General features: G+C 70.1%; 23 protein-coding genes and 1 pseudogene. 19 read left to right on the forward strand and 5 right to left on the reverse strand.

The window, feature by feature from the left end:
* Positions 1 to 185: 185 nt before the first annotated feature.
* The 5 genes from GUI43_RS20655 to GUI43_RS20675 all read left to right on the forward strand — a co-directional run bounded on the left by GUI43_RS20655 (position 186) and on the right by GUI43_RS20675 (position 4,844).
* A complete protein-coding gene (locus tag GUI43_RS20655) occupies positions 186 to 881 on the forward strand; it encodes a 50S ribosomal protein L25/general stress protein Ctc (RefSeq protein WP_112581637.1) in 696 nt (231 codons plus the stop codon).
* A gap of 94 nt (positions 882 to 975) precedes the next feature.
* A complete protein-coding gene (gene pth / locus GUI43_RS20660; protein WP_112605888.1) occupies positions 976 to 1,566 on the forward strand; it encodes an aminoacyl-tRNA hydrolase in 591 nt (196 codons plus the stop codon).
* A 132-nt stretch (positions 1,567 to 1,698) separates the two neighbouring features.
* Positions 1,699 to 2,529 (forward strand): 3'(2'),5'-bisphosphate nucleotidase CysQ, encoded by an 831-nt coding sequence (locus GUI43_RS20665; protein WP_091394622.1) that lies wholly within the window; start codon positions 1,699 to 1,701, stop codon positions 2,527 to 2,529.
* Positions 2,530 to 2,604: 75 nt separating this feature from the next.
* Entirely contained in the window at positions 2,605 to 3,516 is a 912-nt protein-coding gene (gene cysD, locus GUI43_RS20670) for a sulfate adenylyltransferase subunit CysD (RefSeq protein WP_091394617.1), read from the forward strand.
* A gap of 74 nt (positions 3,517 to 3,590) precedes the next feature.
* Positions 3,591 to 4,844, forward strand: coding sequence for a sulfate adenylyltransferase subunit 1 (locus tag GUI43_RS20675; protein ID WP_124863102.1), 1,254 nt, complete (start codon positions 3,591 to 3,593; stop codon positions 4,842 to 4,844).
* Positions 4,845 to 5,234: 390 nt separating this feature from the next.
* Here the strand turns inward: GUI43_RS20675 and galK are convergent, their stop codons facing one another.
* Both galK and galE read right to left on the reverse strand, forming a co-directional pair.
* Positions 5,235 to 6,404: a galactokinase gene (galK, locus tag GUI43_RS20685; RefSeq protein ID WP_112581634.1), complete on the reverse strand. Its 1,170-nt coding sequence runs from the start codon at positions 6,402 to 6,404 to the stop codon at positions 5,235 to 5,237.
* Complete coding sequence (galE, locus tag GUI43_RS20690) at positions 6,401 to 7,330, reverse strand: UDP-glucose 4-epimerase GalE (protein WP_249037803.1); 930 nt, start codon at positions 7,328 to 7,330, stop codon at positions 6,401 to 6,403. The genes galK and galE overlap by 4 nt, the downstream gene beginning before the upstream one ends.
* Before the next feature lie 342 nt (positions 7,331 to 7,672).
* Here galE and GUI43_RS20695 point away from each other — a divergent pair.
* The 6 genes and pseudogenes from GUI43_RS20695 to GUI43_RS20720 form a co-directional block, all read left to right on the forward strand.
* Positions 7,673 to 8,587 (forward strand): annotated as a pseudogene (locus tag GUI43_RS20695) (hemolysin family protein); the annotation flags it as partial.
* A 219-nt stretch (positions 8,588 to 8,806) separates the two neighbouring features.
* Positions 8,807 to 9,832, forward strand: a complete 1,026-nt coding sequence (trpS, locus tag GUI43_RS20700) for a tryptophan--tRNA ligase (protein WP_112581632.1) — start codon at positions 8,807 to 8,809, stop codon at positions 9,830 to 9,832.
* 67 nt (positions 9,833 to 9,899) lie between these two features.
* Positions 9,900 to 10,427, forward strand: coding sequence for a 2'-5' RNA ligase family protein (locus GUI43_RS20705; RefSeq protein WP_112602069.1), 528 nt, complete (start codon positions 9,900 to 9,902; stop codon positions 10,425 to 10,427).
* Positions 10,428 to 10,536: 109 nt separating this feature from the next.
* Complete coding sequence (locus GUI43_RS20710; protein ID WP_112581631.1) at positions 10,537 to 11,463, forward strand: YihY/virulence factor BrkB family protein; 927 nt, start codon at positions 10,537 to 10,539, stop codon at positions 11,461 to 11,463.
* Positions 11,463 to 11,849 (forward strand): GntR family transcriptional regulator, encoded by a 387-nt coding sequence (locus GUI43_RS20715; protein WP_112581630.1) that lies wholly within the window; start codon positions 11,463 to 11,465, stop codon positions 11,847 to 11,849. Before GUI43_RS20710 ends, GUI43_RS20715 begins: the two co-directional genes overlap by 1 nt.
* An 81-nt stretch (positions 11,850 to 11,930) precedes the next feature.
* On the forward strand, positions 11,931 to 12,368 hold the full coding sequence (locus tag GUI43_RS20720; protein ID WP_091394593.1) for a hypothetical protein: 438 nt from the start codon (positions 11,931 to 11,933) through the stop codon (positions 12,366 to 12,368).
* A 4-nt stretch (positions 12,369 to 12,372) separates the two neighbouring features.
* Here GUI43_RS20720 and GUI43_RS20725 read toward each other — a convergent pair whose 3' ends face one another.
* The 3 genes from GUI43_RS20725 to GUI43_RS20735 form a co-directional block, all read right to left on the reverse strand.
* Entirely contained in the window at positions 12,373 to 12,744 is a 372-nt protein-coding gene (locus GUI43_RS20725; protein WP_112581629.1) for a VOC family protein, read from the reverse strand.
* 206 nt (positions 12,745 to 12,950) lie between these two features.
* Positions 12,951 to 14,585 (reverse strand): glycoside hydrolase family 13 protein, encoded by a 1,635-nt coding sequence (locus tag GUI43_RS20730; RefSeq protein WP_112699559.1) that lies wholly within the window; start codon positions 14,583 to 14,585, stop codon positions 12,951 to 12,953.
* Between the two features lie 32 nt (positions 14,586 to 14,617).
* Complete coding sequence (locus GUI43_RS20735; RefSeq protein ID WP_112581627.1) at positions 14,618 to 15,664, reverse strand: LacI family DNA-binding transcriptional regulator; 1,047 nt, start codon at positions 15,662 to 15,664, stop codon at positions 14,618 to 14,620.
* 199 nt (positions 15,665 to 15,863) lie between these two features.
* On the opposite strand from GUI43_RS20735, the gene GUI43_RS20740 reads away from it, so the two are divergent.
* From GUI43_RS20740 to GUI43_RS20775, 8 genes are all read left to right on the forward strand, one after another.
* Positions 15,864 to 17,114, forward strand: a complete 1,251-nt coding sequence (locus tag GUI43_RS20740) for a sugar ABC transporter substrate-binding protein (RefSeq protein WP_112699560.1) — start codon at positions 15,864 to 15,866, stop codon at positions 17,112 to 17,114.
* On the forward strand, positions 17,114 to 18,754 hold the full coding sequence (locus GUI43_RS20745; protein ID WP_112699561.1) for an ABC transporter permease subunit: 1,641 nt from the start codon (positions 17,114 to 17,116) through the stop codon (positions 18,752 to 18,754). Before GUI43_RS20740 ends, GUI43_RS20745 begins: the two co-directional genes overlap by 1 nt.
* On the forward strand, positions 18,751 to 19,680 hold the full coding sequence (locus GUI43_RS20750) for a sugar ABC transporter permease (RefSeq protein WP_112699562.1): 930 nt from the start codon (positions 18,751 to 18,753) through the stop codon (positions 19,678 to 19,680). Before GUI43_RS20745 ends, GUI43_RS20750 begins: the two co-directional genes overlap by 4 nt.
* Positions 19,681 to 19,767: 87 nt before the next feature.
* A complete protein-coding gene (locus GUI43_RS20755) occupies positions 19,768 to 20,109 on the forward strand; it encodes a hypothetical protein (protein WP_091397247.1) in 342 nt (113 codons plus the stop codon).
* 277 nt (positions 20,110 to 20,386) lie between these two features.
* Positions 20,387 to 21,454 (forward strand): BMP family lipoprotein, encoded by a 1,068-nt coding sequence (locus GUI43_RS20760; RefSeq protein ID WP_112699563.1) that lies wholly within the window; start codon positions 20,387 to 20,389, stop codon positions 21,452 to 21,454.
* Positions 21,455 to 21,704: 250 nt separating this feature from the next.
* Positions 21,705 to 23,279 (forward strand): ABC transporter ATP-binding protein, encoded by a 1,575-nt coding sequence (locus GUI43_RS20765; protein ID WP_346265200.1) that lies wholly within the window; start codon positions 21,705 to 21,707, stop codon positions 23,277 to 23,279.
* Positions 23,276 to 24,649 carry an ABC transporter permease gene (locus tag GUI43_RS20770; protein ID WP_112699565.1) on the forward strand — a complete coding sequence of 458 codons (1,374 nt, stop codon included), beginning with the start codon at positions 23,276 to 23,278 and terminating at the stop codon, positions 24,647 to 24,649. Before GUI43_RS20765 ends, GUI43_RS20770 begins: the two co-directional genes overlap by 4 nt.
* Positions 24,650 to 24,652: 3 nt before the next feature.
* Complete coding sequence (locus GUI43_RS20775) at positions 24,653 to 25,933, forward strand: ABC transporter permease (protein ID WP_112581622.1); 1,281 nt, start codon at positions 24,653 to 24,655, stop codon at positions 25,931 to 25,933.
* The last annotated feature ends 17 nt before the right edge of the window (positions 25,934 to 25,950 follow it).

The following is a 25,950-nucleotide window of genomic DNA, read 5'->3' on the forward strand; positions in this document are numbered from 1 at the left end:
GGGTAGACTGGTGCGGTTGCCACGGCGAGGGTGCCCGGCGGGCCGCTGAAAAGCGCCGCACGGAGGCACCGTCATCGACGCGGTGCTCCGGGCAGTCGTTCATGACGCATGAGCCCCAGCGAGCCCCTCGCCCCAGCACCGTTAGACGACAAGCCGCCGCAGCGAAAAGCATCAGGAGTTTCCCCGTGTCCGAGGTAAAGATCAGCGCCGAGCCCCGTACCGAGTTCGGCAAGGGTGGTGCCCGCCGTACCCGCCGGGCCGGCAAGGTGCCCGCCGTGCTGTACGGCCACGGCGAGAAGCCCAAGCACATCGCGCTGCCGTCGCGGGAGTTCGCCGCCGCGATCCGCAAGGGCGGTGCCAACCAGCTCTTCGCGATCGACATCGCCGACGGCACCCAGGTGCTGGCGCTGCCGAAGGCGATCCAGCGTGACCCGATCCGCGACACCTTCGAGCACGTCGACCTGATCCTGGTCCGCCGGGGCGAGAAGGTCACCGTCGAGGTCCCGGTCCAGCTGACCGGCGAGGCCGCCCGGGACACCCTGATCGTGCACGACCACGACACCCTCTCGGTGACCGCGGACGCCACCAAGGTTCCGGACCACCTCGAGGCGTCGATCGAGGGCCTGGAGGCGGGCACCCTGGTGACCGCCGGCGATGTCGAGCTGCCGACCGGCGTCGAGCTGGCCGTCGACTCGGAGCTGACCGTCGCGTCGGTGACCGCCGCCCCGACCGCCGAGCAGCTCGAGGCGACGCTGCCCGAGGTCGAGGCTGCCACCGACGAGGCCGAGGCCGAGGTCGGCGAGACCACCGAGGGCTCCGAGGGCGCGGACGCCGCCCCGGCCGAGGGCGCCGAGACGACCGAGGCGCGCACCGAGGCCTGATCGGTTCGTACTGTGCGACAGGCGTCCCCGGATGTTCGGGGGCGCCTGTCGGCATATCGGGAGTCGGTGGGATGGGCGTCGGAAGGGACGGGTCGTGACGGACGAGACGGGGCCGTGGCTGGTGGTCGGCCTGGGAAACCCGGGTCGGGAGTACGCCGGCAACCGGCACAACGTCGGGTTCATGGTGGCCGAGCTGCTGGCCGGGCGGGTGAGTGCGCGTTTCGGCCGGCACAAGCGGGCGGTGGCGGAGGTGGCCGAGGCGCGGCTGGGGTTCGGTGGCCCGAAGCTGGTGCTGGTCAAGCCACTGACGTACATGAACCTCTCCGGCGGGCCGGTCGCGGCGTTGGCACAGTTCTACAAGGTGCCGACCGCGCAGGTGATCGCGGTGCATGACGAGCTGGACATCGGCTTCGGCCAGGTGCGGGTCAAGTTCGGCGGCGGCGAGGGCGGGCACAACGGCCTGCGTTCGATGTCGAAGTCGTTGGGGACCAAGGACTACGCCCGGGTGCGGTTCGGCGTTGGCCGACCGCCGGGGCGACAGGATCCGGCGGATTATGTGCTGTCGGATTTTGGCGCGGCTGAGCGCAAGGAGCTGGATTTCCTGGTGGACCGGGCCGCCGACATGGTGGAGTCGGTGATCACCAAGGGCGTGGAGCCGACCCAGAACCTCTACCACGGCGGCTGAGCCGGGCGGGGCGTACCCGAATCGGAAACGGCGGGCCGGTAGTCTGCGCCTTTCAGCGTGCCGCGACCGGCGACGCGAGTCGCGGCGGATCGGCCCGTGTGGGCAGCGCGGCGAGGCGACGGGAGCGGACAGATGAGCAGTCCTCCGATGATCGATGGCGCGTTCGCCCGATGGTTGGCGTCCCGGGCCGGGCAGGCGCTGCTCGACCTGCGCACGGAGATGGGTTTCGCCGACGCCGGCGCGCTGAAGTCGGCCGGGGACAAGGTGTCGCACGACCTGATCCGCACGGAGTTGGCGAAGTGGCGTCCGGGTGACGCGGTGCTCTCCGAGGAGGACGAGGGGTCGCGGTTGGCCTGGGCCGCGGAGGTGAACACCGGAGCGGTGTCGCGGCTGAACGCGGACCGGGTGTGGATCGTCGACCCGTTGGACGGCACCCGCGAGTTCTCCGAGGAGGGCCGCTCGGACTGGGCGGTGCACGTGGCGCTCTGGGCGCGCAACGCGCCGAGCCCGCACGGGCTGGTCGCCGGGGCGGTGGGGTTGCCGGCGCAGCACCGGGTGCTGGGCACTGACTACCCGCCGGCGTACCCGCCGATGACCGTGGAGGCGGCGACGGCCGGCGAGCGGAAAATTCGCCTGGCCGCGAGCCGGAGCCGGCCGCCGGTGTTCCTGACCGATCTGGCCGAGGACGTCGGGGCGCACCTGGTGCCGATGGGCTCGGCCGGAGCGAAAATCGCCGCCGTGGTCACCGGCGAGGTGGACGCGTACATCCACGCAGGTGGGCAGTACGAGTGGGACTCGGCGGCCCCGATCGCTGTGGCGACGGCCACCGGACTGCACGCTTCCCGGATCGACGGTTCTGCGCTGAAATACAACGAGGCGGATCCGCGGCTGCCCGACCTCCTGGTCTGCCGCAAGGATCTCGCCACCCGGTTGCTTGCAGCGCTGCAGAAACATTCCGGGTAGCCTGAGCGAACTTTCTTGACATGCCCGACCGGAAAGGTCTGGAAATCGGATGAGCGAGCGAATCGAGCCGGTGTCATGACCACCCCCGCGGCGTACCAGGTCTCCCACCTGGACGCCTTGGAAGCGGAGAGCATCTTCGTGATGCGCGAGGTGGTCGCCGAGATGGAACGCCCGGTGATGCTCTTCTCCGGTGGCAAGGACTCGATCGTCATGCTGCGGCTCGCGCAGAAGGCGTTCGCCCCGGCCAACGTCCCCTTCCCGGTCATGCACGTCGACACCGGGCACAACTTCCCCGAGGTCCTGGAATACCGCGACCAACGGGTCGCCGAGCTGGGGTTGCAACTCGTGGTGGCGAGCGTGCCGGAGGCCCTGGCCAGCGGCATGGTCCGGGAGTCCGGTGACGGCATGCGCAACCGCATCCAGACACCGGTGCTGCTGGACGCGGTGGAGAAGCACCGCTTCGACGCGCTGTTCGGTGGCGCCCGCCGGGACGAGGAGAAGGCGCGGGCGAAGGAGCGGGTGTTCAGCTTCCGCGACGAGTTCGGTCAGTGGGACCCGAAGAACCAGCGGCCGGAGCTGTGGTCGCTGTACAACGGCCGGCACCACCCAGGTGAGTCGATCCGGGTCTTCCCGCTGTCCAACTGGACCGAGCTGGACGTCTGGCACTACATCGCCCGGGAACGCATCCCGCTGCCGTCGATCTACTACGCGCACGAGCGCGAGGTGATCGAGCGGGACGGCATGTTCTACGCCGTCAACGAGTTCTTCCGCCCCCGCGCGGGCGAGGAGCGGTTCAAGGCGCAGGTGCGCTACCGCACCGTCGGCGACGCCTCCTGCACCGCCGCGGTCCGTTCCGACGCGGACACCGTGGAGAAGGTCATCGAGGAGGTGGCGGCCACCCGGATCACCGAGCGCGGCGCCACCCGTGGTGACGACCGGGTCAGTGAGGCCGCCATGGAGGACCGCAAGCGGGAGGGCTACTTCTGATGAGCACCGAGATCGTGGCGTCCGCGAATGCGGAGGCGCGGGCTGTTACCGGGGCCGGGCCGGAGGCCCGGCCGATGGACCTGCTGCGGTTCGCCACCGCCGGCAGTGTGGACGACGGGAAGTCGACCCTGATCGGGCGGCTGCTCTACGACACCAAGTCGCTCTTCACCGACCAGTTGGCCGCCGTGGAGGCGGTCAGCGCGGCCCGCGGTGACGAATACACCAACCTGGCGTTGCTCACCGACGGCCTGCGTGCCGAGCGGGAGCAGGGCATCACCATTGACGTGGCGTACCGGTACTTCGCCACCCCCCGGCGCAAGTTCATCATCGCCGACACGCCAGGCCACATCCAGTACACCCGCAACATGGTCACCGGGGCATCGACCGCCGACCTGGCGTTGATCCTGGTCGACGCGCGCAAGGGCCTCGTCGAGCAGTCCCGCCGGCATGCGTTCCTCTGCTCCCTGCTGCGGGTGCCGCACCTGGTCCTCTGTGTCAACAAGATGGACCTGGTCGACTGGTCGCAGGAGGTCTACGAGCGGATCGCCGACGAGTTCACCGCGTTCGCGGCGAAGCTCGACGTACCGGACCTGACCGTGGTGCCGGTCTCCGCTCTGCGCGGCGACAACATCGTCACCCGGTCGGACAACATGCCCTGGTACGAGGGCCCGTCGCTGCTGCACCACCTGGAGCGGGTGCACATCGCCAGCGACCGCAACCTGGTCGACGTCCGGTTCCCGGTCCAGTACGTGATCCGTCCGCAGTCCACCACGGTCACCGACTACCGCGGCTACGCCGGCCAGGTCGCCTCGGGCGTGCTGAAGCCGGGTGACGAGGTGATGGTGCTGCCCTCCGGCTTCACCAGCCGGATCGCCGCCGTGGAGACCGCCGACGGACCGGTCCCGGAGGCGTTCCCGCCGATGTCGGTGACGGTACGACTGGCCGACGAGATCGACATCTCGCGAGGTGACCTGATCTGCCGGCCGAACAACGCGCCGGCGGTGGCCCAGGACATCGAGGCGATGGTCTGCTGGATGGACGAGACTGCTCCGCTACGGGTCGGCGGCCGGTACGCGATCAAGCACACCACCCGGTCGGCACGGGCGATCGTGCGCGGGCTGCACTACCGGCTGGACATCAACTCTCTGCACCGCGACGAGTCCGCAGACGAACTGCGGCTCAACGAGATCGGCCGGGTGCGACTGCGCACGACGGTGCCGCTGCTGGCCGACGAGTACCGCCGTAATCGCACCACCGGCGGCTTCGTCATCATCGACGAGGCGACCAACCGCACGGTAGGTGCCGCCATGATCGTCGAAGCCAGCTAACCCCAACCCGCCGGCGGCGGCTCGCCGGTTTGCCCGCCGCCGGCGGCTCGGCCGCCCGCCCCGCGCCCGCGCGCAAGATCGCGCTCGATCCAGGATGTAGTGGCCTCGCCCGTTGACGAGGCCACTACATCCATGAACAAGCACGATCTCCATCGCCGTCTGCGCCCGGCCCTCGGCCCACGCCCGGCCCTCGGCCCACGCCCGGCCCTCGGCCCACGCCCGGCCCTCGGCCCACGCCCGGCCCTCGGCCCTCGCCCGGCCCCGCCGGCTCCCGGCCCCTGACCGGTGATCAAGGGGTTTGCGTCAGGATTCGGGCTCGAGTTGACGCAAACCCCTTGATCACCGCAGGGGTGGGGTGGGCGGTGGGGTGGGCGGTGGGTGGGGTGGGGGTTAGGGCAGGCGGGTGGCGCCGGGGGAGGGGAGGACCGTCACGGTGCCGGGGGCGGTGAAACCCCGTTGCGCGTACGCGTCGGTCACGGCGGCGGCTACCGCGTCGGCACGGTCGGCCTCGATCAGCGCGAGCACGCAGCCGCCGAAGCCGCCGCCGGTCATCCGGGCACCCAGCGCACCGGCCGCCAACGCCGCCTCGACCGCCGTGTCGATCTCCGGCACGGTGATCTCGAAGTCGTCGCGCATCGAGACGTGGGAGGCCGTCAGAAGCGGGCCGATGTCGCGGACCCGGGCGGCGCGGAGCAGCGCCACCGTGTCCAGTACGCGCTGGTCCTCGGTCACCACGTGCCGGACCCGTCGCCGGGTCTCCTCGTCGTCGAGCCGCGCCAATGCGGCGTCGAGCTGGTCGACGCCCACGTCGCGCAGGGCGGCAACGCCGAGCGCACTGGCCCCGGCCTCGCAGGAGCGGCGGCGGGCCGCGTACTCCCCGTCGGCGTGGCGGTGCGGTGCCCGGCTGTCGATGACCAGCACCGCCAGCCCGTCGGCGTCCAGGTCGAACGGGATGTGCTCGACCGACTCGTCGCGGCAGTCCAGGAAAAGGGCGTGCCCAGCGCGGCAGCGGATGGCCGCGGACTGGTCCATGATCCCGGTCGGCGCGCCCACGTAGACGTTCTCCGCCCGTTGCGCCAGCCGGGGTTGCAGTTCCGGGGCGAGCTCCAGCTCGCCGAGGTCGAGCAGGGCAGCAAGCACGGCCGACTCCAGCGCGGCCGAGGAGGAGAGCCCGGCGCCCAGCGGCACGTCGGAGGCGATCGCCAGCCGGGCACCCGGCACCGGGTGACCGGCCTCGCGCAGCGCCCAGACCACACCCGCGACGTACGCGCCCCAACCGGTGACCCGACCCGGCTCGGCGACGTCGTCCGCGCCGAAGGTGATCGCCTCGCCGGAGAGCTCGGACCAGGCCGTCCAGTGCTCCCCGTCCTGCCGGTCGGCCGCGACGACGGTACGCATCGGCAGCGCGAAAGGCAGCACGAAGCCTTCGTTGTAGTCGGTGTGCTCACCGATCAGGTTGACCCGTCCAGGGGCCGCCCAGCGGCCGGAGGCCTCGGCGCCGAACTGCGCGGAGAAGCCGGCCGCAGCCCGCTCGGCGACGTCACTGCTCGGGTGGGTCATGACTGCCCCAGGATGTGCGTGCGGTAGAACGCCCAGGCATCCCCGACCATGTCGTGCAGGGTCGGCTTCTGCGGCACCCAGCCCAGCTCCTCGCGGGCCAGCGCGGAGGACGCGACCAACTCGGCCGGGTCGCCCTCGCGGCGCGGCGCGACCTCGACGGGCAGTTGGTGCCCGGTGACCTCGCGGACCACGTCGACGACCTGCCGGTTGGTGAAGCCGTTGCCGTTGCCCAGGTTGTAGATGCGGTGCTGGCCGCCGGTGGCCGCGCCCAGCGCCAGCAGATGCGCGCGGGCCAGGTCGGCGACGTGGATGTAGTCGCGGACGCAGGTGCCGTCCACTGTGGGGTAGTCGTCCCCGAAGAGCTGGAGCTTCTCGCGCCGGCCGGCGGCGACCTCCAGCGCGATCGGGATCAGGTGCGTCTCCGGGTCGTGCCGCTCGCCGAGCGTGATGTCGCCGTCGAGGTGGGCGCCGGCCACGTTGAAGTAGCGCAGCGACACGGCGGCCAGCCCGTGCGCGATCGCCTCGGAGGTGAGTGCCATGTCGACGGCGAGTTTGGTGGCGCCGTACGTGTTGGTGGGTGCCTTGACCGCGTTTTCGGTGATGGGCAGCTCGGTGGGGTTGCCGTAGACGGCGGCGGTGGAGGAGAAGACCATCCGGGGCACCCCGGCGGCCCGGACCGCGTCGATCAGCGCGAGCGTGCCGATGGTGTTGTTGTGCCAGTACAGCTCCGGCTTGACCATCGACTCGCCGGCGGCGATCAGGGCGGCGAAGTGCAGCACTCCGTCGAACCCGGCGTCCGCGGTGATGACCTGGGCGGCGTCGTGGATGGACGCCTCCACGTGGGTGGCGTCCGGGGCGAGGGCCTCGCGGTGGCCGGTGCGCAGGTCGTCCAGGATGACCACCTGGTGACCCGCGTCGAGCAGCATCCGGGTCACCACGCTCCCGATGAAGCCGGCGCCCCCGGTGACGAGCAGTTTCACGTCGTTGCCTCCTGCCTGGCCCGCCCGGGACGTGGCCCTTCGGTGATCACACTAGGGCGGTGGCCGGCGCTCTCGCCGTTGCCACCGTCAACCCCATTCCATCATAATCTCTCATGATTAAACAGAGCCGAACATCTCTCCGCCGCTCCGCGTGATCCCCGGTGCGGTGGGCCCACGGTGTCTACCATCTCTGTCATGCGGGAAGCGGCCCGTACCGGGCTCCGGCGACACGCGCGGGCACACCCCCGCCGCGACCCTGGCCCGCTCGCCCGGGCCGTCGCCCGGGTGCTGGTGCGCGCCGCGGATGGCGCCACCCGACTCGTCACCGATCTGCTCGGGACCGGTCCGACGGCCGGCCGGGAGCACATCTCCGAGGCCGATCTGCGGGACCTGGTCGCGGCGAACACTGTGCTCGACCCGGACGAGCGTCGGATCATCGACGAGGTCCTGGTGGCCGGTGCCAGTCTGATCCGCGAGGTGATGATGCCGCGCACCGAGGTGGTCTTCCTCCCGGCGCGGCTGACCATCGTCGAAGCCGCCCGACTGGTCCGCGCCGAAACGCACACCCGTTACCCGGTCACCGACGGCACGCACGACGACGTGGTCGGCTTCGTGCACCTCCGTGACGTACTGCTGCGCCCGGACGCCGACCCGTGCGTCACCGTCGGCGAGTTGGCCCGGGAGGTGAAGCGGCTCCCGGGCAGCAAACGGGTGCTCGCCGCGCTGACCGAGATGCGCCGGGAGGGTCAGCACCTCGCGGTGGTGGTCGACGAGTACGGCGGCACGGCCGGGATCGTCACCCTGGAGGACCTCATCGAGGAGTTGATCGGCGAGATCCACGACGAGTACGACGCCACCCCAGACCCGGTGCACGCCGGCCTGCCCGCCGTGGTGGACGGCCGCCTCAACCTCGCTGACTTCGCCGAGCGGACCGGGGTGGCACTACCCGCCGGACCTTACGAGACGGTGGGCGGGTTCGTCATGGCCGCGCTGGGCCGGCTCCCGGTGACCGGCGACGAGGTGCCGGTGCCGGGTGAGCCCGCCGAGGTGGGCGCGCCCGATCCGCCCGAGCTGCCGGCGGGCTGGCTGCTGCGGGTGCTCACGTTGGACGGCCGCCGGGTGGCCCAGATCGCCGTCTCCGCCGTCCGCACCGAGCAGCGCCGCGAGCAGAGCACCGAGCCGGACCGCGAGCAGAGCACCGGGCGGCGCCGCGAGTACGACGCCGCGTCGGCCTCGGCGGGCGGTGGCCCCGAGCCTGCCCGGGAGGCGATGGCGGGGCAGCACCGCCGGGTCGCGGTCGGGCCGACGCGCCGGGTCGGCGCGGGCGAAGCAGGCGAGGTCAGCACCCCGGCACCGGCGGGCCGGAGCCGACCCGCCGGCCCGTCATGACGGACCGGGTTGCTTGCTGACAGAATTATCGCCATGTCCGACGTTCCCGCCCGGCCCCGCGTCTTCTCCGGCATCCAGCCGACAGCCGACTCGTTCCACCTCGGCAACTATCTCGGCGCGGTGCGGCACTGGGTGGCGCTACAGGACACCCACGACGCGTTCTACTGCGTGGTGGACCTGCACGCCATCACCGCGGGGCACGATCCGGCGCTGCTGCGCCAGCGGACCCGGGTGGCCGCGGCCCAGCTCTTCGCGGTCGGGCTCGACCCGGAACGCAGCACCCTGTTCGTCCAGTCGCAGGTGCCCGAGCACCCGCAGCTGGCCTGGGTGCTCGGCTGCATCACCGGCTTCGGCGAGGCCAGCCGGATGACCCAGTTCAAGGACAAGTCGCAGAAGCAGGGTAACGAGCGGGCCAGCGTCGGGCTGTTCACCTATCCGGTCCTCCAGGCCGCCGACATCCTGCTCTACCAGGCCAACGCGGTCCCGGTCGGCGAGGACCAGCGCCAGCACCTGGAGCTCTCCCGGGATCTGGCTCAGCGCTTCAACTCGCTGTTCGGCGCGACCTTCACGGTGCCCGCGCCGCACATCGTCAAGGACACTGCCAAGATCACCGACCTGCAGGACCCGACCGCGAAGATGTCGAAGTCGTCGTCCTCGCCGGCCGGCATCATCGACCTGCTCGACGATCCGGCCCGGTCCGCGAAGAAGATCCGTTCGGCGGTGACCGACACCGGTCGGGAGATCGTCTTCGACGCCGAGACCAAGCCGGGTGTGTCCAACCTGTTGACCATCTACTCGGCGCTCAGCGGCCGCAGCATCGACGAGCTGGTGGCCGCGTACGCGGGCCGTGGCTACGGCGATCTGAAGAAGGAGCTGGCCGAGGTGGTGACGGACTTCGTCCGGCCGATCCAGGAGCGCACCCGCGGCTACCTCGACGATCCGGCGCAGTTGGACAAGCTGCTCGCGGCCGGCGCGGAGAAGGCCCGTGCGGTGGCCGCGACGACCCTGCGGTCCGCGTACGAGCGGGTCGGGTTCTTCCCGCCCGTGCGCGGCGAGTAGCTCCGCGGTACAGGTGGACGGCTCGGTGGTCGGAGGGGCGGCGCGAAGCGTGGATCGCAGTGGCGGGATGCCGCCGACCGGCGACACCATCCAGATCGGCATCGCGGTGGACATCCCCGAGCCGTGGGGTGCCCTGCTCACCCGGCGGCGGGTCGAGGCCGGTGATCCGCTGGCGGTGCCCGCGCACGTGACGTTGCTCGGGCCCACCGAGATCCGGACGGCCAACCTGCCGGCGGTCGAGCGGCACCTGGCCGCCGTCGCCGCCGCGCACCTGCCGTTCACGCTGCACCTGCGGGGCACCGGCACGTTCCGTCCGGTCACCCAGGTGGTGTTCGTCGCGGTGGCCGCCGGGATCAGTGAGTGCGAACTGCTGGCCGCGGCCATCGCCGCGGCGCCGGGCCTGCACCGCGAGCTTCGGTTCCCGTACCATCCGCACGTCACAGTGGCTCAGGACGTGGCGCCGGAGGCTCTGGACAAGGTGTACGAGGATCTGGCCGACTTCTCCGCGATGTTCGAGGTCGACGGGTTCACCCTCTTCTCGCACAGCGGGCAGGCCAGGTGGCAGCCGCGTCGGGACTTCCGCCTCGGCAACTGAAGCGCCGGCAACCGAACCGCCAGCACCTGAAGCATCGGCGACGCGCCGGCCGGCGAGCATCGGGAGCCGGTTGCCACTACAGCGGTGGGAGATCGGCGAGGATGATCGCGTGAACGTGATCGGCCGGATCGAGGCGGGCATCGACCGCTGGGTGAGCGCCGCGCGCCACCGGTCGGGGCTCTTCGATCATGTGTGGCGGGCCGGGGTGCTGTACGGCGAGGTGCTGGCCGGCCGACTGGCAGCCGCCATCGCCTACTACGGTTTCTTCGCCGTGTTCGCCCTCGCCCTGGTCGCGTTCTCCATCTTCGGGGCGATCCTGGAGGACAACGACGAGGTCAGCGCGGCGGCGGCCGACTTCCTCAAGGAGAATCTGCCGTTCCTGGACGCCGAGCAGATCGCCAACTCCAGCGGCACTGTCGGTGTGGTCGGCCTGGTCATCCTGGTCTTCACCGGGATCGGTTGGGTCGAGGCCATCCGGTCCTCGCAGCGGTTGATGTACCAGCTCAACCAGCAGCCGGGCAATCTGGTGGTGCGGCGGCTCGTAGACCTGGGCGTGATGATCGGCGTCTTCGTGCTGCTCGGCGTCTCGGTCGCGGCGGTGGACGCCTTGGAGTCGCTGCTGCGTTTCCTGCTGCGTAGCACCGGGTCGGTGGGTCTGACCACCATCAGCGCGGTGCTCAGCGTGCTGGTCAACACCGTGCTCGCCACCGCGTTGCTGCTGGCCGTGCCCCGGCTGCGGATGAGCCGGTCCCGGCTGCGCCCGGTGGTGGTGCTGGTGGCGGTCGGCATCACGCTGCTGAACACCGTTGGGCGGTACTACGTGGTGCGGACCGAGCGGAACCCGGCGTACACAGTGGTGGCCGGCGCCGTCGGTCTACTGCTCTACCTCTACCTGCTCAACCAGTTGGTGCTGTTCGGCGCGGCGCTCCTGGCGACCAGCACCAACGGCCGAGTGGTGGACCTGGCGGAGACCCCCGCCGCACCGAAGGATGTCGACGAGGGCATCGACCCCGGTACGCCGGGCGGTGCGGGCTGATGACGGAAGGCGCGCAGGTGCTGATCTCGGTCGACCAGGACTCGTCGGTACCCCCGTACGAGCAGGTGCGCGTGCAGCTCGCCGAGCTGATCGGCGACGGCCGGTTGCCGGTGGGCAGCCGACTGCCCACCGTCCGGCAGCTCGCTGCCGACCTGCGATTGGCCGCGAACACGGTGGCCCGCGCGTACCGGGAGCTGGAGACGGCCGGGCTGCTGGAGACCCGGGGGCGCAACGGCACCTTCGTCGCTCCCGGGCGGGACGACGCCGTCGACCGGTTGCAGCGGGCGGCAGCCGGCTACGCGGCGGAGGCGGCCCGGCTCGGCGTGCCGCCGGCCACCGCGCTCGCCCTGGTCCGCGCCGCCCTGGACGCGGTCCGCCCCGGCTGACCGGCCGCCGATCGACAGTCAGACGGGCGATAACTGAGCAGAATGGCGTCGTCGCTCGCGTTCGCGGACCATGATGAGCCGGTGGGCGCACTCATGACACTGGACCTGCCGGCGGACTCACCGCTCCTCGGCCTGCCATGGATCATCACTTTCGGTCCGCTCGGTGATCTCGACGAGTGGGAGCCGGTGGTCTGCGGGCCGTACGAGCGACCGCACGCGTTGGCCCTGGCCGAGGCGGTGGTGGCCGAGGAGCAGCTGATGGCCGTGGTGGAGCCGCTGCTGCCGGCGCTGTCCGCCGACGAGATCCGCAGCGAGATCGCCGCCGCGCAGGTTGCCGCCGAGGACGAGGCCCGCCAGGTGGAGGGCGCCGACCTGTACGGGGACTTCGAGGACGTGATCGACGAGGAGCTGGACGCGGCAGCCGACGAGGCCGGCCACGGTGAGCCCGCCGAACCGCCGGACGAGGCCGAGGTACGCGCCGGCTTCACCCGGATCGCGGCGTTGCTCACCGCGAAGTGAGACGTCAGCGGGTCGGCGCGCGGTCCAGCACGCAGAACTCGTTGCCCTCCGGATCGGCGAGCACCGTGAACTGTTCGGCTCCGGTCTGCCCGACGTCGACCTGCTGCGCGCCGAGGCTCAGCAGCCGCCGTACCTCGGACTGGGGGTCGGTGTCCGCGACCAGGTCGAGGTGCAGCCGGTTCTTGCCCCGCTTGGCGGTGCCCGAGCCCTGCAACCACACGGTGGGCGCGGCGGCGGACGGCTGCCCCGGCGGCCAGAGCTTCGCGCTGCCGTCGTCGCCCTTCTCGACCTCGTAGCCGAGCGCCGCGGACCAGAACGAGACCATCAGGTCCAGGTCCTCGACGTCGAGCGTGCACTGGGCGATCCGTACCACCATGGGTCACCTCCGTAGTGATGGTGCCCGATTCGGTACCCCAGACATCTGCGGATCTAACCACCGGCGGCACACGGACACCGGCGCCACGCGGAGCGGACTCCGCGCGGCGCCGGTGGCACCTCACCCCCCACCACAAGGGGCCGGTAGCCCAGTCGCCCGTCGGCGCGGGGCACGACGAACGACCAGGTCGAGCACGAGTTACCCGTTCAGCGCCGTTCCAACCAGACTGCCGCGTCAATTGGCAGCAGCTGGCCGGAGCCCTGTTCGGTGAGCTCGTCGCTGGCGACGAGTGGCTGACCGTACCCGTCGATCAGGACCGGCGCGCCGCTGAAGTTGACCACGCAGGTCAGCACTGTCGAGCCGGAGGTGCGGGAGAAGGCCAGCACGCCCGGCTCGCTCTCCCGCCAGGTGACCCCGTCGGCGTCGAGGGCGAGCGCGGGATGAACGTGGCGGATTCGCAGCGCGGTCCGGTACAGCTCCAGGGTCGAGCCGGGTACGCCGGTCTGCGCCGTGACGGACAGCGCCTGCCAGAGCGCCGGGGCGGGTAGCCAGCTCAGCTCACTGCCGGCCGGCCCGAAACCGTACGGGGCCAGCTCGCCGCTCCACGGGATGGGCACCCGGCAGCCGTCGCGGCTCTCGCCGGTGCGCAGGAACGCCGGATCCTGGCGCAGCTCGTCGGGGAGGTCGAGAACCTCCGGCAGGCCCAGTTCCTCGCCCTGGTAGAGGTAGGCACAGCCGGGCAGGGCGAGCATCAGCAGGCTGGCGGCCCGGGCTCGGCGCAGCCCTTCGACGCCGTCGCCGTACCGGGTGACGTGCCGCTGCTTGTCGTGGTTGGACAGCACCCAGGTGGTCGGCGCTCCGACGACTGTCGCCTCGGCCAGCGCGGTGTCGATCACCTTGCGGAACGAGTCGGCCGACCAGGTGGCGTCGAGGAAGTCGAAGCTGAACGCCTGGTGCAGCTCGTCCGGGCCGATGTAGCGGGCCAGGCGCTGTGGCGTCTCGGCCCACGCCTCGGCGACCGCCATCCGACCGCCCGGGTAGCTGTCCAGGATGGGCCGCCAGGCCCGGTAGATCTCGTGTACCTCGTCCTGGTCGAAGTACGGCAGCCGGCCCTTGCCGAGCAGTTCGACCTGGCGCTGGCCGGTGGTCATCGAGCTGAAGCCGACGTCCGGCAGCCCTTCCGCCTTGATCATGCCGTGCGCCACGTCGATGCGGAATCCGTCGACGCCCCGGTCCAGCCAGAACCGCAGCACGTCCTCGAACTCGGCGCGGACCTCCGGGTGACGCCAGTTCAGGTCCGGCTGCGACGGGTCGAACAGGTGCAGATACCACTGACCGTCAGCGATCCGGGTCCAGGCGGGGCCGCCGAAGATGCTCTCCCAGTCGTTCGGGGGCAACTCGCCGTGCGCGCCCTGGCCGTCGGCGAAGAGGTAGCGGGCCCGCTCCGGTGAGCCGGGGCCGGCGGCGAGCGCCGCGGTGAACCAGTGGTGCGCGCTGGAGGTGTGGTTGGGTACCAGGTCGACGATGATCCGCAGGCCGTGGGCGTGCGCGTCGGTGATCATCGCGTCGAAGTCGGCGAGGGTGCCGAACATCGGGTCGACGTCCCGGTAGTCGGCCACGTCGTACCCGCCGTCGATCATCGGCGAGGTGTAGAAGGGGGTCAGCCAGAGCGCGTCCACCCCGAGGTCGCGCAGGTACGGCAGGCGCTGCCGGATGCCCTGGAGGTCGCCGGTGCCGTCGCCGTCGCTGTCGGCGAAGCTGCGGACGTACACCTGATAGACGACTGCGGAGCGCCACCAGTCGTCGTCGGTGGCATGTGGCGGGGTGGTGGTGCTGATCATTCGAGCAATATGCCGGCCCGTCGCTGCAAGAGTCAAGCAGATCTTGCGTAAGACAGGCGTGCGGAACTCGGCGCGACAGCTGTGGAGCCACGCACCACCAGCTCCGGGCGGAACAGGTACTCCGAGTGCGGGGCGCCGTGCCCGTTGATCTCGTCCACCAGGGCGCGGACGGCGGCCACCGCCATGGCGGTGACCGGCTGCCGCATGGTGGTCAGCGGCGGGTCGGTGAAGGCCATCAGCGGGGAGTCGTCGTAGCCGACCACGGAGAGGCCGTCGGGGACGTCGAGGCCGCGTTGGCGGGCGGCCCGGATCGCGCCGAGCGCCATCAGGTCGGAGCCGCAGACCACGCCGGTGACGCCGCGGTCCAACAGGCGGCCGGCCGCCGCCTCGCCACCCTCCACTCCGAACAGTGAGAGCTCGGCCAGCGGACCCAGGTCGGCCTCGGCGACGCCGGCCAGCCGGGTCATCGCGGAGCGCCAGGCAGCCACCTTGCGCTGCACCGGGACGAACCGGTCCGGGCCGGTGATCAGGCCGATCCGTCGATGCCCGAGCGCGACCAGGTGGGCGACGGCCAGTTCGGCCGCCTCCCGGTCGTCGCAGGAGACGAAGGGAGCCCCGATGCCGGGCACGTACCCGTTGATCATCACGACCGGCAACGGCCGGGCGAGCAGCGCCCGGTAGCGGTCGTGGTTGGCGGCCGTGTCGGCGTGCAGACCGGAGACGAAGACGATCCCGGAGACCTGCCGGTCCAGCAGCATCTCCACGTACTCGTCCTCGGTCACGCCGCCGGCGGTCTGTGTGCAGAGCACCGGGGTGAAGCCGCTCTGCGCCAGTGTGGACTCGATGACCTGGGCGAAGGCGGGGAAGATCGGGTTGTCCAGCTCCGGCACCACCAGGCCGACCAGACCGGCGCTGCGCTTACGCAGCCGGGCTGGGCGCTCGTAGCCGAGCACGTCGAGGGCGGTGAGGACGGCCTGCCGGGTCTCGGGGGCCACGCCGGGGCGGTCGTTGAGCACCCGCGACACCGTGGCCTCGCTGACTTCGGCCTGCTGGGCGATGTCGGACAGTCGAGCGCGCATGGCGGCACTTTAGCCCACCGGCAAGTTCTTGCGGGGTGCTCTGCAAGCCCTTCCATTACTTGCAACGTCTTGCTAACGTCCCCGCAACATGCGAGAGCAGCGGCGCAGCATCAATGCGCCGGTTGGCAAGAAATTCCAGAGGTTTCCACTGGCGGGCCGCCCTTCCCCCGGCGGACCCGCCATGACGACAGGAGTACCGATGCGCATCCGTACCGCGGGTGTGGTCGCCCTCTTCGCCCTGGCGCTCGCCGCCTCAGGCTGCGGCGGCGACAGCGACGAGCCGGCCGCGAAGGACACCCCCAAGGCCGCCGGCGGCAAACTGGTGATCTGGGCGGACGACAAGCGGACCGCCGCCCTCAAGCCGTTCGTCGAGAAGTTCGGCCAGGAGAACGGCGTCACCGTCGAGGTCCAGGCCGTCCCGAACGAGGATCTCCAGAACAACTTCGTGACCGTGTCGAGCCAGGGCGGCGGCCCGGACGTGGTGATCGGCGCGCACGACTGGATCGGCAACCTCGTCCAGAACGGTGCCATCGACCCGGTGCAGCTGTCCGACGAGCAGAAGACCGCCTTCAACGAGACCGCCGTCAAGGCCGTCACGTTCAACGGCCAGCTCTACGGCGTGCCCTATGCCCAGGAGAACCTGGCGCTGATCCGCAACACCGAACTGGCCCCCGAGGCACCGAAGACGATCGAGGACCTGGTCGCCACCGGCAAGCAGCTCAAGGCCCAGAAGAAGGTCACCGAGACGCTCTGCCTCCAGGTCGGCCAGAAGGGCGACGCGTACCACATCTACCCGCTGTACACCTCGGCCGGCGGCTACCTCTTCGGCACCACCGCGAACGGCGACTACGACCCGAAGGACCTGGGCGTGGGCAAGCCGGAGTCGATCGCCGCGTTCAAGAAGATCGCCGCGCTCGGCGAGAAGGGCGAGGGCGTGCTGAAGCGCTCGATCGCCGACACCAACTCGACCGCCACCTTCACCGGCAAGAAGTGCGCCTTCCTGGTCTCCGGGCCGTGGGCCACCGCCGACGTGAAGAAGGCCGGCATCAAGTACGACGTCTCCGCCGTACCCGGCTTCGCCGGCGGCAAGGCGGCCGCGCCGTTCGTGGGCGTCCAGTCCTTCTACGTGGCGGCCAAGGGCAAGAACAAGGCTCTCGCCCAGGAGTTCGTCGCCAACTACGTCACCAAGCCGGACCTGGCCATGGCGCTCTACCAGGCCGACCCGCGCCCGCCGGCGCTGACCGCCGCGCTGGACCAGGTCAAGAGCAGCGACCCGGACCTGGCCAAGTTCATCGAGGCCGGCAAGAACGGCCAGGTGCTCCCGGCCATCCCGGCCATGGCCGCGATCTGGGACCCGTTCGGCAAGGCCGAGGCCGCCGTCATCGGCGGCGCCGACCCCACCAGCACGGTTACCGCGGCCGGTAAGACGATCGCCGGTTCGATCAAGTAATGAGCACACCGCTGTCCGGCCCGGAGTCTGCCCAGCAGGCCCCGGGCCGGGGGCCCGTCCGCACCGGGTCCCCGCGCACCTCCCGTACCGCGCGGAACCACGCGCCGATCACCGCGGCCGGCCTCGCCGCGAAGGTGATCCTGCTCGGCCTGGTGGCCGGGATCGCGATCTGGGCGGCCTTCCCGCTCGTGGCGGCCGCGAAGTGGGTCGGGCTGGCGGTGCTGGTGCTGACCAGCGCCGCACTGTTCTATCTGTACCTGGGCCGCCGGCACGTCCCGGCGAAGTACCTCATCCCCGGCACGCTCTTCCTGATCGCCTTCCAGGTCGTGCCGGTGCTCTACACCGCGAGCACGGCCTTCACCAACTTCGGCGACGGCCACCGCGGCAGCAAGGACGACGCGATCGTCGCGATCCAGAGCTCGTCGGTCAAGCAGGTCCCGGGGTCCCCCCAGTACCCGTTGTCGGTCGCCACCAAGGGCGACCCGGCCACCGGCGCCCTGGTCTTCCTGATCACCAAGCCAGGAACCGACACGGTCTCCGTCGGCGACGCCGGAGGCCTGCGCCCGCTCGATCCCGGCGCGGCCACCGTCGGCCCCGGCGGGAAGGTCACCGCGGCCGACGGCTACACGGTGCTGAACTTCGGCCAGGCCAGCGCCCGCAGCAAGGACATCACGGACCTGGTGGTGCCGACCGCCGGAGGCGCGCTGCGCTCGTCCGGCCTGTCCCGGGCCTACGAGGGCAAGGCCGTTCGGGCGTACGACGCCGGCTGCGACTGCGTCAAGGACAGCGACAGCGGCAAGACCTGGACCGCGGACGGCGAGGTCGGCGCGTTCGTCGCCGCCGACGGCGAGCGGCTGGCCCAGGGTTGGAAGGTGAACGTCGGGCTGTCCAACTTCACCCGCGTGCTCACCGACGAGCGGATCTCCGGGCCGTTCCTCGGCACGCTGATCTGGAACTTCGCCTTCGCCATCGGCTCCACCGGCGGCACGTTCATCCTCGGCATGTTGATCGCCCTGGCGCTGCACTCGCCCCGAATGCGGGGCACCAACCTCTACCGGATGTTGCTGATCCTGCCGTACGCCATGCCGTCCTTCGCGATGCTGCTGGTCTGGCGGGACATGTTCAACACCGACTTCGGGCTGATCAACAATCTGTTCGGGCTCAGCGTCGACTGGTTCGGGCAGGGCTGGTCGGCCCGCGCCGCGGTGATCCTGGTGCAGCTCTGGCTCGGCTACCCGTACATGTTCCTGGTGGCCACCGGCGCACTACAGGCCATCCCACGGGAGCTGACAGAGGCCACCTCGGTCGACGGGGCGTCGCGCTGGCAGTCGTTCCGGGCGGTCACCCTGCCGCTGCTGCTGGTCGCGCTCTCGCCGCTGCTGATCTCGTCGTTCGCGTTCAACTTCAACAACTTCAACGCGATCTACCTGACCACCGAGGGTGCGCCGTTCCCGGCGGACAACCCCAGCAACGGCGCCACCGACCTGCTGATCACCTACACCTACCGGCTGGCGTTCGGCGGGCAGGCCGCACAGTTCGGCTTCGCCGCGGCCATCTCACTGTTCATCTTCGCCATCGTCGCGGTGGTGTCGGCGATCAGCTTCCGGCGGACCCGGCAACAGGAGGAGGTGTACGCATGACCATGCTCACCGGCACCGCCGTCACGCGCGGCGCGAACGGACCGGCGGCGGTCAACCGCAACCCGGGCAAGCGTAAGAAGCGATGGTTCGCCGAGGTCGGCTGGCGGCACCTGGTCGGCCTCTTCGGCGTGCTGTTCAGTCTCTTTCCGCTCGTGTTCGTCGTCTCGGCGGCGCTCAATCCGCTCGGCACCCTGTCGTCCACCGAGTTGGTGCCGACCGGCGGGGTGTCGTTGGAGAACTTCGGGAATCTGTTCGCGCGCACCGAGTTCGCTGACTGGTTCCTGAACTCGCTGCTCATCGCCGGTGGGGCCGCGTTCGCCTCGGTCTTCCTCTCCGCGCTCGCGGCGTACGCCTTCTCCCGGATGCGGTTCCAGGGGCGACGGGTGGGGTTGCTGTCACTGTTGTTGATCCAGATGTTCCCGCAGTTTCTGGCGATCGTTGCGATCTTCCTGATCTTCGGCAGGATCACCGACCTGTGGCCGGCGATCGGTTTCAACACCCCGTGGGGTCTGTTGCTGCTCTACCTGGGTGGCGCGCTGGGCGTGAACACCTGGCTGATGAAGGGCTTCTTCGACACCCTGCCCCGGGAGCTGGACGAGTCGGCCACCGTGGACGGCGCCTCACACGCCCAGGTCTTCTTCCGGATCATGCTGCCGTTGGTGGCGCCGATCCTCGCGGTGACCGGACTGCTCGCCTTCATCAACACCATCAACGAGTTCCTGATGGCGAGCGTCTTCCTCACCGACACGGACGCCAAGACCCTCGCGGTCGGCATGCGGGGCATGTTGCAGGGCGGCGAGCGGAACACCAACTTCGGGATCTTCGCGGCCGGCACCCTGCTGACCGCGATCCCGACGGTGCTGGTCTTCCAGTTCCTTCAGCGGTACATCGTCTCCGGCCTCACCTCCGGCGCCGTGAAGGGATAGGTCGTCGACAGTGGCCGGGCGGCCTGGACGCGCCGACCGGCCCACCCCACTACTACAAAGTGTCGTTGATGGGGGAGGATGGGCGGCGTGGAAGCACTCCGACTCATCCTCCTCTACGTCCATCTGATCGGGTTCGCCCTGCTGCTCGGTGGCTCGATCGCCCAGTACGCCAGCGGTCGGCTGCGGATCAACCCGGCCATGCTGTGGGGCGCGGTGATCCAGTTGCTGACCGGGCTCGGCCTCTCCGCGCCGCTGCGCGACGGCGACGAGCCGGCACCGGCAAAACTTGTGACGAAGTTGGTGATCGCGCTGCTGATCTTCGTCATGGTCTTCTTCTCCCGGAAGCGGGACGTGGTCAACCGCGGTCATTTCCTCGCGATCGTCGGTCTGACCCTGGTCAACGCGGCGGTCGCGGTCTTTTGGCGGTAACGTCCGAGGAGGAAAACGCCTCCAGAAAACGGACGTTGCGGACGCCGTGGCGCTTGCTTACCAGCACGAAGAGTGACTTGCCCCACGCAAGGGTTACACCCGGGTAACAGGCGCTCAACAGTCGTGCACGATTGTCGGCCGGTGGGTGGACGCGGGCGTACGCTCCCGTCCGTAACGTGGGACAGCCGGCGGCACACCCGCAGGTCGGCTGATGGGCTGCCACCGCACAAGGCGCGGTGTGCAATGGGAAGGAGACGTCTTGCGCTCGGTGCGTGGGATGCGGATCGCCTCGATCATCGCGGTGGGTGGGCTCGCGCTCACCGCCGCCGCTTGTGGCGAGGCGCCCAAGGATGACAACAACGCCGGCAGTGGCGCCAAGAAGTTCAGCGCCTGCATGGTGACCGACGTCGGCGGCATCGACGACAAGTCGTTCAACGCTTCGGCCTGGAAGGGCCTGCAGGAGGCCAAGGCCGCCAACGACAACATCGACATCAAGTACGTCGCGTCGAAGGCCGAGGCCGACTACGAGCCGAACCTGACGCAGTTCGTCAACCAGAAGTGCGACTTCATCCTGGCGGTCGGTGGCCTGATGGGCGACGCCACCTCGAAGATCGCGAAGGCGAACCCGAACCAGCAGTTCGGCATCGTCGACGCGAACCCGGGTGACGCCAACGTCTACCCGATGCAGTTCGACACCGCCCAGGCCGCGTTCCAGGCCGGCTACCTGGCCGCCGGGATGAGCAAGAGCGGCAAGGTCGGCACCTACGGTGCCGTACCGATCCCGCCGGTGACCATCTTCATGGACGGTTTCGTCGACGGTGTGAAGTACTTCAACACCACCAAGGGCAAGAACGTCCAGGCCCTGGGTTGGAACAAGGAGACCCAGAAGGGTTCCTTCTCCAACGCCTTCGACAAGCAGGACGAGGGCAAGAAGGTCTCCGACGCGCTGGTCGCCCAGGGCGCGGACATCATCATGCCGGTCGCCGGCGGCTCCGGCCTCGGCACCACCGCCGCCGCCAAGGCGTCGGGTGGCAAGTACAGCACCATCTGGGTGGACGTCGACGGCTGCGAGAGCACCCCGGACTGCTCCGCGATCGTGACCACCGTGGTCAAGAACATCCCGGAGGCCGTCAAGGAGGCCGTGGTCAAGGCTGCCGGTGGCGAGAAGCTGGAGGCCAAGCCGGGCTTCGTCGGCACCCTGGCCAACACCGGTGTCTCGATCGCCCCGTACCACGACTTCGACAGCAAGGTTCCGGCCGAGCTGAAGGCCGAGGTCGACAAGATCAAGGCGGACATCGCCGCTGGCACCATCACCGTCACCTCGAAGGCCCAGCCGACCAAGTGACAACCGGCCGGCCGCTCCGGTGAGATCATCGGGGGGATCGGCGGGGGACAGGTACGACCGATCGGCCGCTCCGGCTCTGCGGATACCCCGCGGGGTCGGAGCGGCCGATCGCGCACCACGGCGGCCGGCCCGGTCCGGTCGGTTCCACGGCAGCTAGGCTGCACCATCGCTCGCACTCCAGGAGGTTGCGCTGAGACTCGAACTGCGCGGCATCACCAAGCGGTTCGGTGATCTGGTCGCCAACGATCACATCGACCTGACGGTGGAGCCTGGAGAGATTCACGCCCTCCTCGGCGAGAACGGCGCGGGCAAGTCGACCCTGATGAACGTGCTCTACGGGCTCTACCAGCCCGACGAGGGCGAGATCCTGGTCGACGGCAAGCCGCTGAAGCTGAAGGGCCCGTCCGACGCGATCGGGGCCGGGATCGGCATGGTGCACCAGCACTTCATGCTGGTGCCGGTCTTCACCGTCACCGAAAACATCATGCTCGGCGCCGAGCAGATCCGGGGCGGCATCGCCGGCTTCCTGGACCGGCGGCGGGCCCGGCGCGAGGTCACCGAGGTGTCCGAGCGCTACAACCTGCGGGTCGACCCGGACGCGGTGATCGAGGACCTGCCGGTCGGCATCCAGCAACGCGTCGAGATCGTCAAGGCGCTCACCCGCGATGTCGACCTGCTCATCCTGGATGAGCCGACCGCGGTGCTCACCCCTCAGGAGACCGAGGAGTTGCTGACGGTCATGCGGTCGCTCAAGGCGGCCGGCAAGTCGATCGTCTTCATCACCCACAAGCTCGGCGAGGTCAAGGCCATCGCCGACCGGATCACAGTGATCCGACGCGGAAAGACCGTCGGCACCGCCTCGCCGGAGGCCAGTCGGGATGAGCTGGCCGCGTTGATGGTCGGGCGCAACGTCCGGCTCACAGTGGACAAGACCCCGGCCACGCCGGGCGAGCCGGTGCTGGAGGTGGCCGGGCTGGTCGTCGACGACGACCGGCAGATCCGCGCTGTCGACGGCGTCGACCTGACCGTGCGCGCGGGCGAGGTGCTCGGCGTGGCGGGCGTACAGGGCAACGGTCAGACCGAGCTGATCGAGGCGATCATGGGCCTGCGCCCGGCGCTCGCCGGCACGATCAGCCTGGCCGGTGACCGGATCAACGGCTGGAAGCCCAAGAGGGTGCTCCGGGCGGGCGTCGGTTACGTGCCCGAGGACCGCAGCGTGGACGGCCTGATCAAGGAGTTCAGCGTCGCGGAGAACCTGGTGCTGGACATCTACGACCGGCCGCCGTTCGGTGCCGGGCTCGCGCTGAAGCCGGACGCGATCGCCGCCTCGGCGAAGGAGCGGATTGAGCAGTTCGACGTCCGCACCTCATCGGCCGACGCGGCGGTGGGCACCCTCTCCGGTGGCAACCAGCAGAAGGTGATCGTGGCACGGGAGCTGTCCCGGCCGCTGAAGCTCCTCATCGCCGCCCAGCCGACCCGTGGCGTCGACGTCGGATCGATCGAGTTCATCCACAGCCAGGTCATCCGCGAACGGGACATCGGCACCGCCGTTCTGGTGGTCTCCAGCGAACTCGACGAGGTGATCGGGTTGGCCGACCGGATCGCGGTGATGTACCGCGGCCGGATCATCGGCATCGTCGGCCCGGACACCCCACGTGAGGAAATCGGCCTGCTGATGGCCGGCATCGGCCCAGACGCGGCCCACGACGCCATCGCAGCACCCGCCGCCGACAAGCCCGGTGCGGCGACCGCCGTCGACAAGCCCGCAGCGGCCGACGGGGGCCCGGCGAGCGACGCAGGTTCCGCGAGCGAGGACGAGGCATGACCAACCCCAACCCGCAGTCGGGCTCCCCGGACAAGGAGCCGGCGAGCGAGGCGCAGGCCGCGCAGAACGCGCTCGGCAACACCGAACGCGCCGAGGTGGCGACCGAGCCGGACCGCTCGGTGGCGAAGCCGGGCCCGGAGCCGGAGCCGAGGCCGAGCCTGGGCCGGTTGTTCCTGGACAACCTCTGGGCGGCCAACACCTTCACCGTGACGCTGTTGTCGTTGGTGCTGGCGATCGTGGTCGGCGCGGTGCTGATGATCATCTCTGATCCCGACGTGCTCTCCACCTACTCGTACATCACCTCGCGCCCGTCCGACGCGATCAACTCCAGCTGGACGCTCGTCAGCGAGGCGTACGCGAACCTGTTCAAGGGCTCGATCTTCGACCCCGAGGCGTTCTCCGGCTGGTTGAACGGCGCCAACGGCTGGCAGGCCGTGCTCGCGCCGATCTCGGAGACGCTGACCTACGCGGCGCCGCTGGTCTTCACCGGTCTGTCGGTGGCGCTGGCCTTCCGGGGCGGCCTGTTCAACATCGGCGCCCAGGGCCAGGCCACCATCGGCGTGATCATGGCGGCGCTGGCCGGCTTCCTGCTGCCGCTGCCGCCCGGCCTGCACCTGCTGGTGGCGGTGCTGGCCGGCGCGCTGGGCGGAGCGATCTGGGGTTTCATCCCCGGCATCCTCAAGGCCCGTGCCGGAGCACACGAGGTGATCAACACGATCATGCTCAACTACGTCGCCACGTACTTCCTCACCTGGTTGATCGTGCAGAACGGCGTGCAGGACCCGAACCGTACCGACGCGATCAGCAAGGGGGTGGACAGCTCCGCCCAGCTGCCCCGATTGCTCGGCGACAACCTGCGGGTGCACGCCGGCATCCTGCTCGCCGTGCTGGCCACCTGGGCGGTCGCCTGGCTGCTCAACCGCTCGACGCTCGGCTTCGAGCTGCGCGCGGTCGGCGCCAACCCGGACGCCGCCCGGACCGCGGGCATCAGCGTCACCCGGACGTACATCCTGATCATGGTCTTCGCCGGAATCCTGGCCGGCCTCGGCGGCTCGAACATGGTGCTCGGCTCCACCGCCAGCGCGTTGACCCCGCTGGTGGTCGCGCAGATCGGCTTCGACGGCATCCTGGTGGCGCTGCTCGGGCGGGTGAAGCCCTGGGGGGTGCTGCTGGCCGCGCTGTTGTTCGGTGCGCTGCAGGCCGGTGGTAACCGGATGCAGTCGTACTCCGGGATCTCGCTGGAGCTGGTGACCGTGCTCCAGGCGCTGATCGTCATCTTCATCGCCGCACCGGCCCTGGTGAAGGCGATCTTCCAGCTCCGGGCCGCGCGCGCCGCCCGGTTGCAGACGAGCCTGGCGAAGGGCTGGTAACTCATGTCCACCATGGCTGTCCCCGACATCGCGGTCGCCCCGGTCGACGAGGGCTTCTGGACCCGCAGCCGGAAGGTCGGTCTCACGCTGCTGGCGCTCGGCCTGCTGTCGGCGGTGCTCTTCGGCGCGCTCGCCACCGACCAGCAGGCCCGGTTCACGCTCAGCGACGACGCGGCCGGCGCCGCGTTGGAGATCAACGGCACGATCGGGGCGATCCTGTTCGGGATCATCACGATCGCCGCCGGCGCGGCGCTGCTCGCCGGGGTGCCGAAGCGGTGGTTCCTTCCCGTGCTCGGCGTCGGGCTGGTCGCCTTCGTGCTGTCGTTCCTCTGCTGGCAGGTTTCCGCCGCGCCGACCGGGCAGAACTTCATGCCGCTGGTCAACATCATCCGGGGCACGTTCATCCTGGCCCTGCCGCTGATCTTCGGCGCGCTCGCCGGGGTGCTCTGCGAGCGGTCCGGCGTGGTCAACGTGGCCATCGAGGGACAACTGCTGATGGGCGCGTTCAGCGGGGCCCTGTTCGGCAGCATCTCCGGCAGCGTGTGGGTGGGCCTGGTCGCCGCCGCCATCGGCGGCGCGTTCATCTCGCTGCTGCTGGCCGTCTTCGCCATCCGCTACCTGGTCGACCAGGTCGTCATGGGCATCGTGCTGAACCTGCTGGCCGTCGGCGTCACCGGCTTCCTCTACGAGCGGCTGATGCAGACCGACGCCGCGAAGTACAACAGCGCGCCCCGCTTCAGCAACTGGGAGATCCCGCTGCTGAAGGACATCCCGGTACTCGGGCCGGCGTTGTTCCGCGGCAACATCTTCCTCTACCTCGGGCTGCTCCTGGTCCTGGTGATCCACATCGGGCTGTTCCGCACCCGGTGGGGGCTGCGGACCCGCTCGGTCGGCGAGCACCCGATCGCCGCAGACACGCTCGGCGTCAAGGTGTTGCGGGTCCGCTACCGCAACGTGCTGCTGGCCGGCGTGGTCGCCGGCATCGGCGGGGCGTCCTACACGCTGGCGCTCTACTCGTTCACCAAGAACATGATCGGCGGTAAGGGCTTCATCGCCCTGGCCGCGCTGATCTTCGGCCGGTGGAACCCGACAGGCGCGCTGCTCGCCGCGCTCTTCTTCGGTTTCGCCGACCAGCTCGCCACCTACCTGGGGGCGATCAACAGCGTCATCCCCAGCCAGTTCCTGGCCATGCTGCCGTACCTGGCGACCATCCTGGCGGTCGCCGGGCTGGTCGGCCGGGTCCGGGCACCGGCCGCCGACGGCAAGCCGTACATCAAGGGCTGACACCCGAGCTGTGCCCG

This window comes from Micromonospora noduli (assembly GCF_003264365.1).
GTDB classification, from domain to species: Bacteria; Actinomycetota; Actinomycetes; order Mycobacteriales; family Micromonosporaceae; genus Micromonospora; species Micromonospora noduli.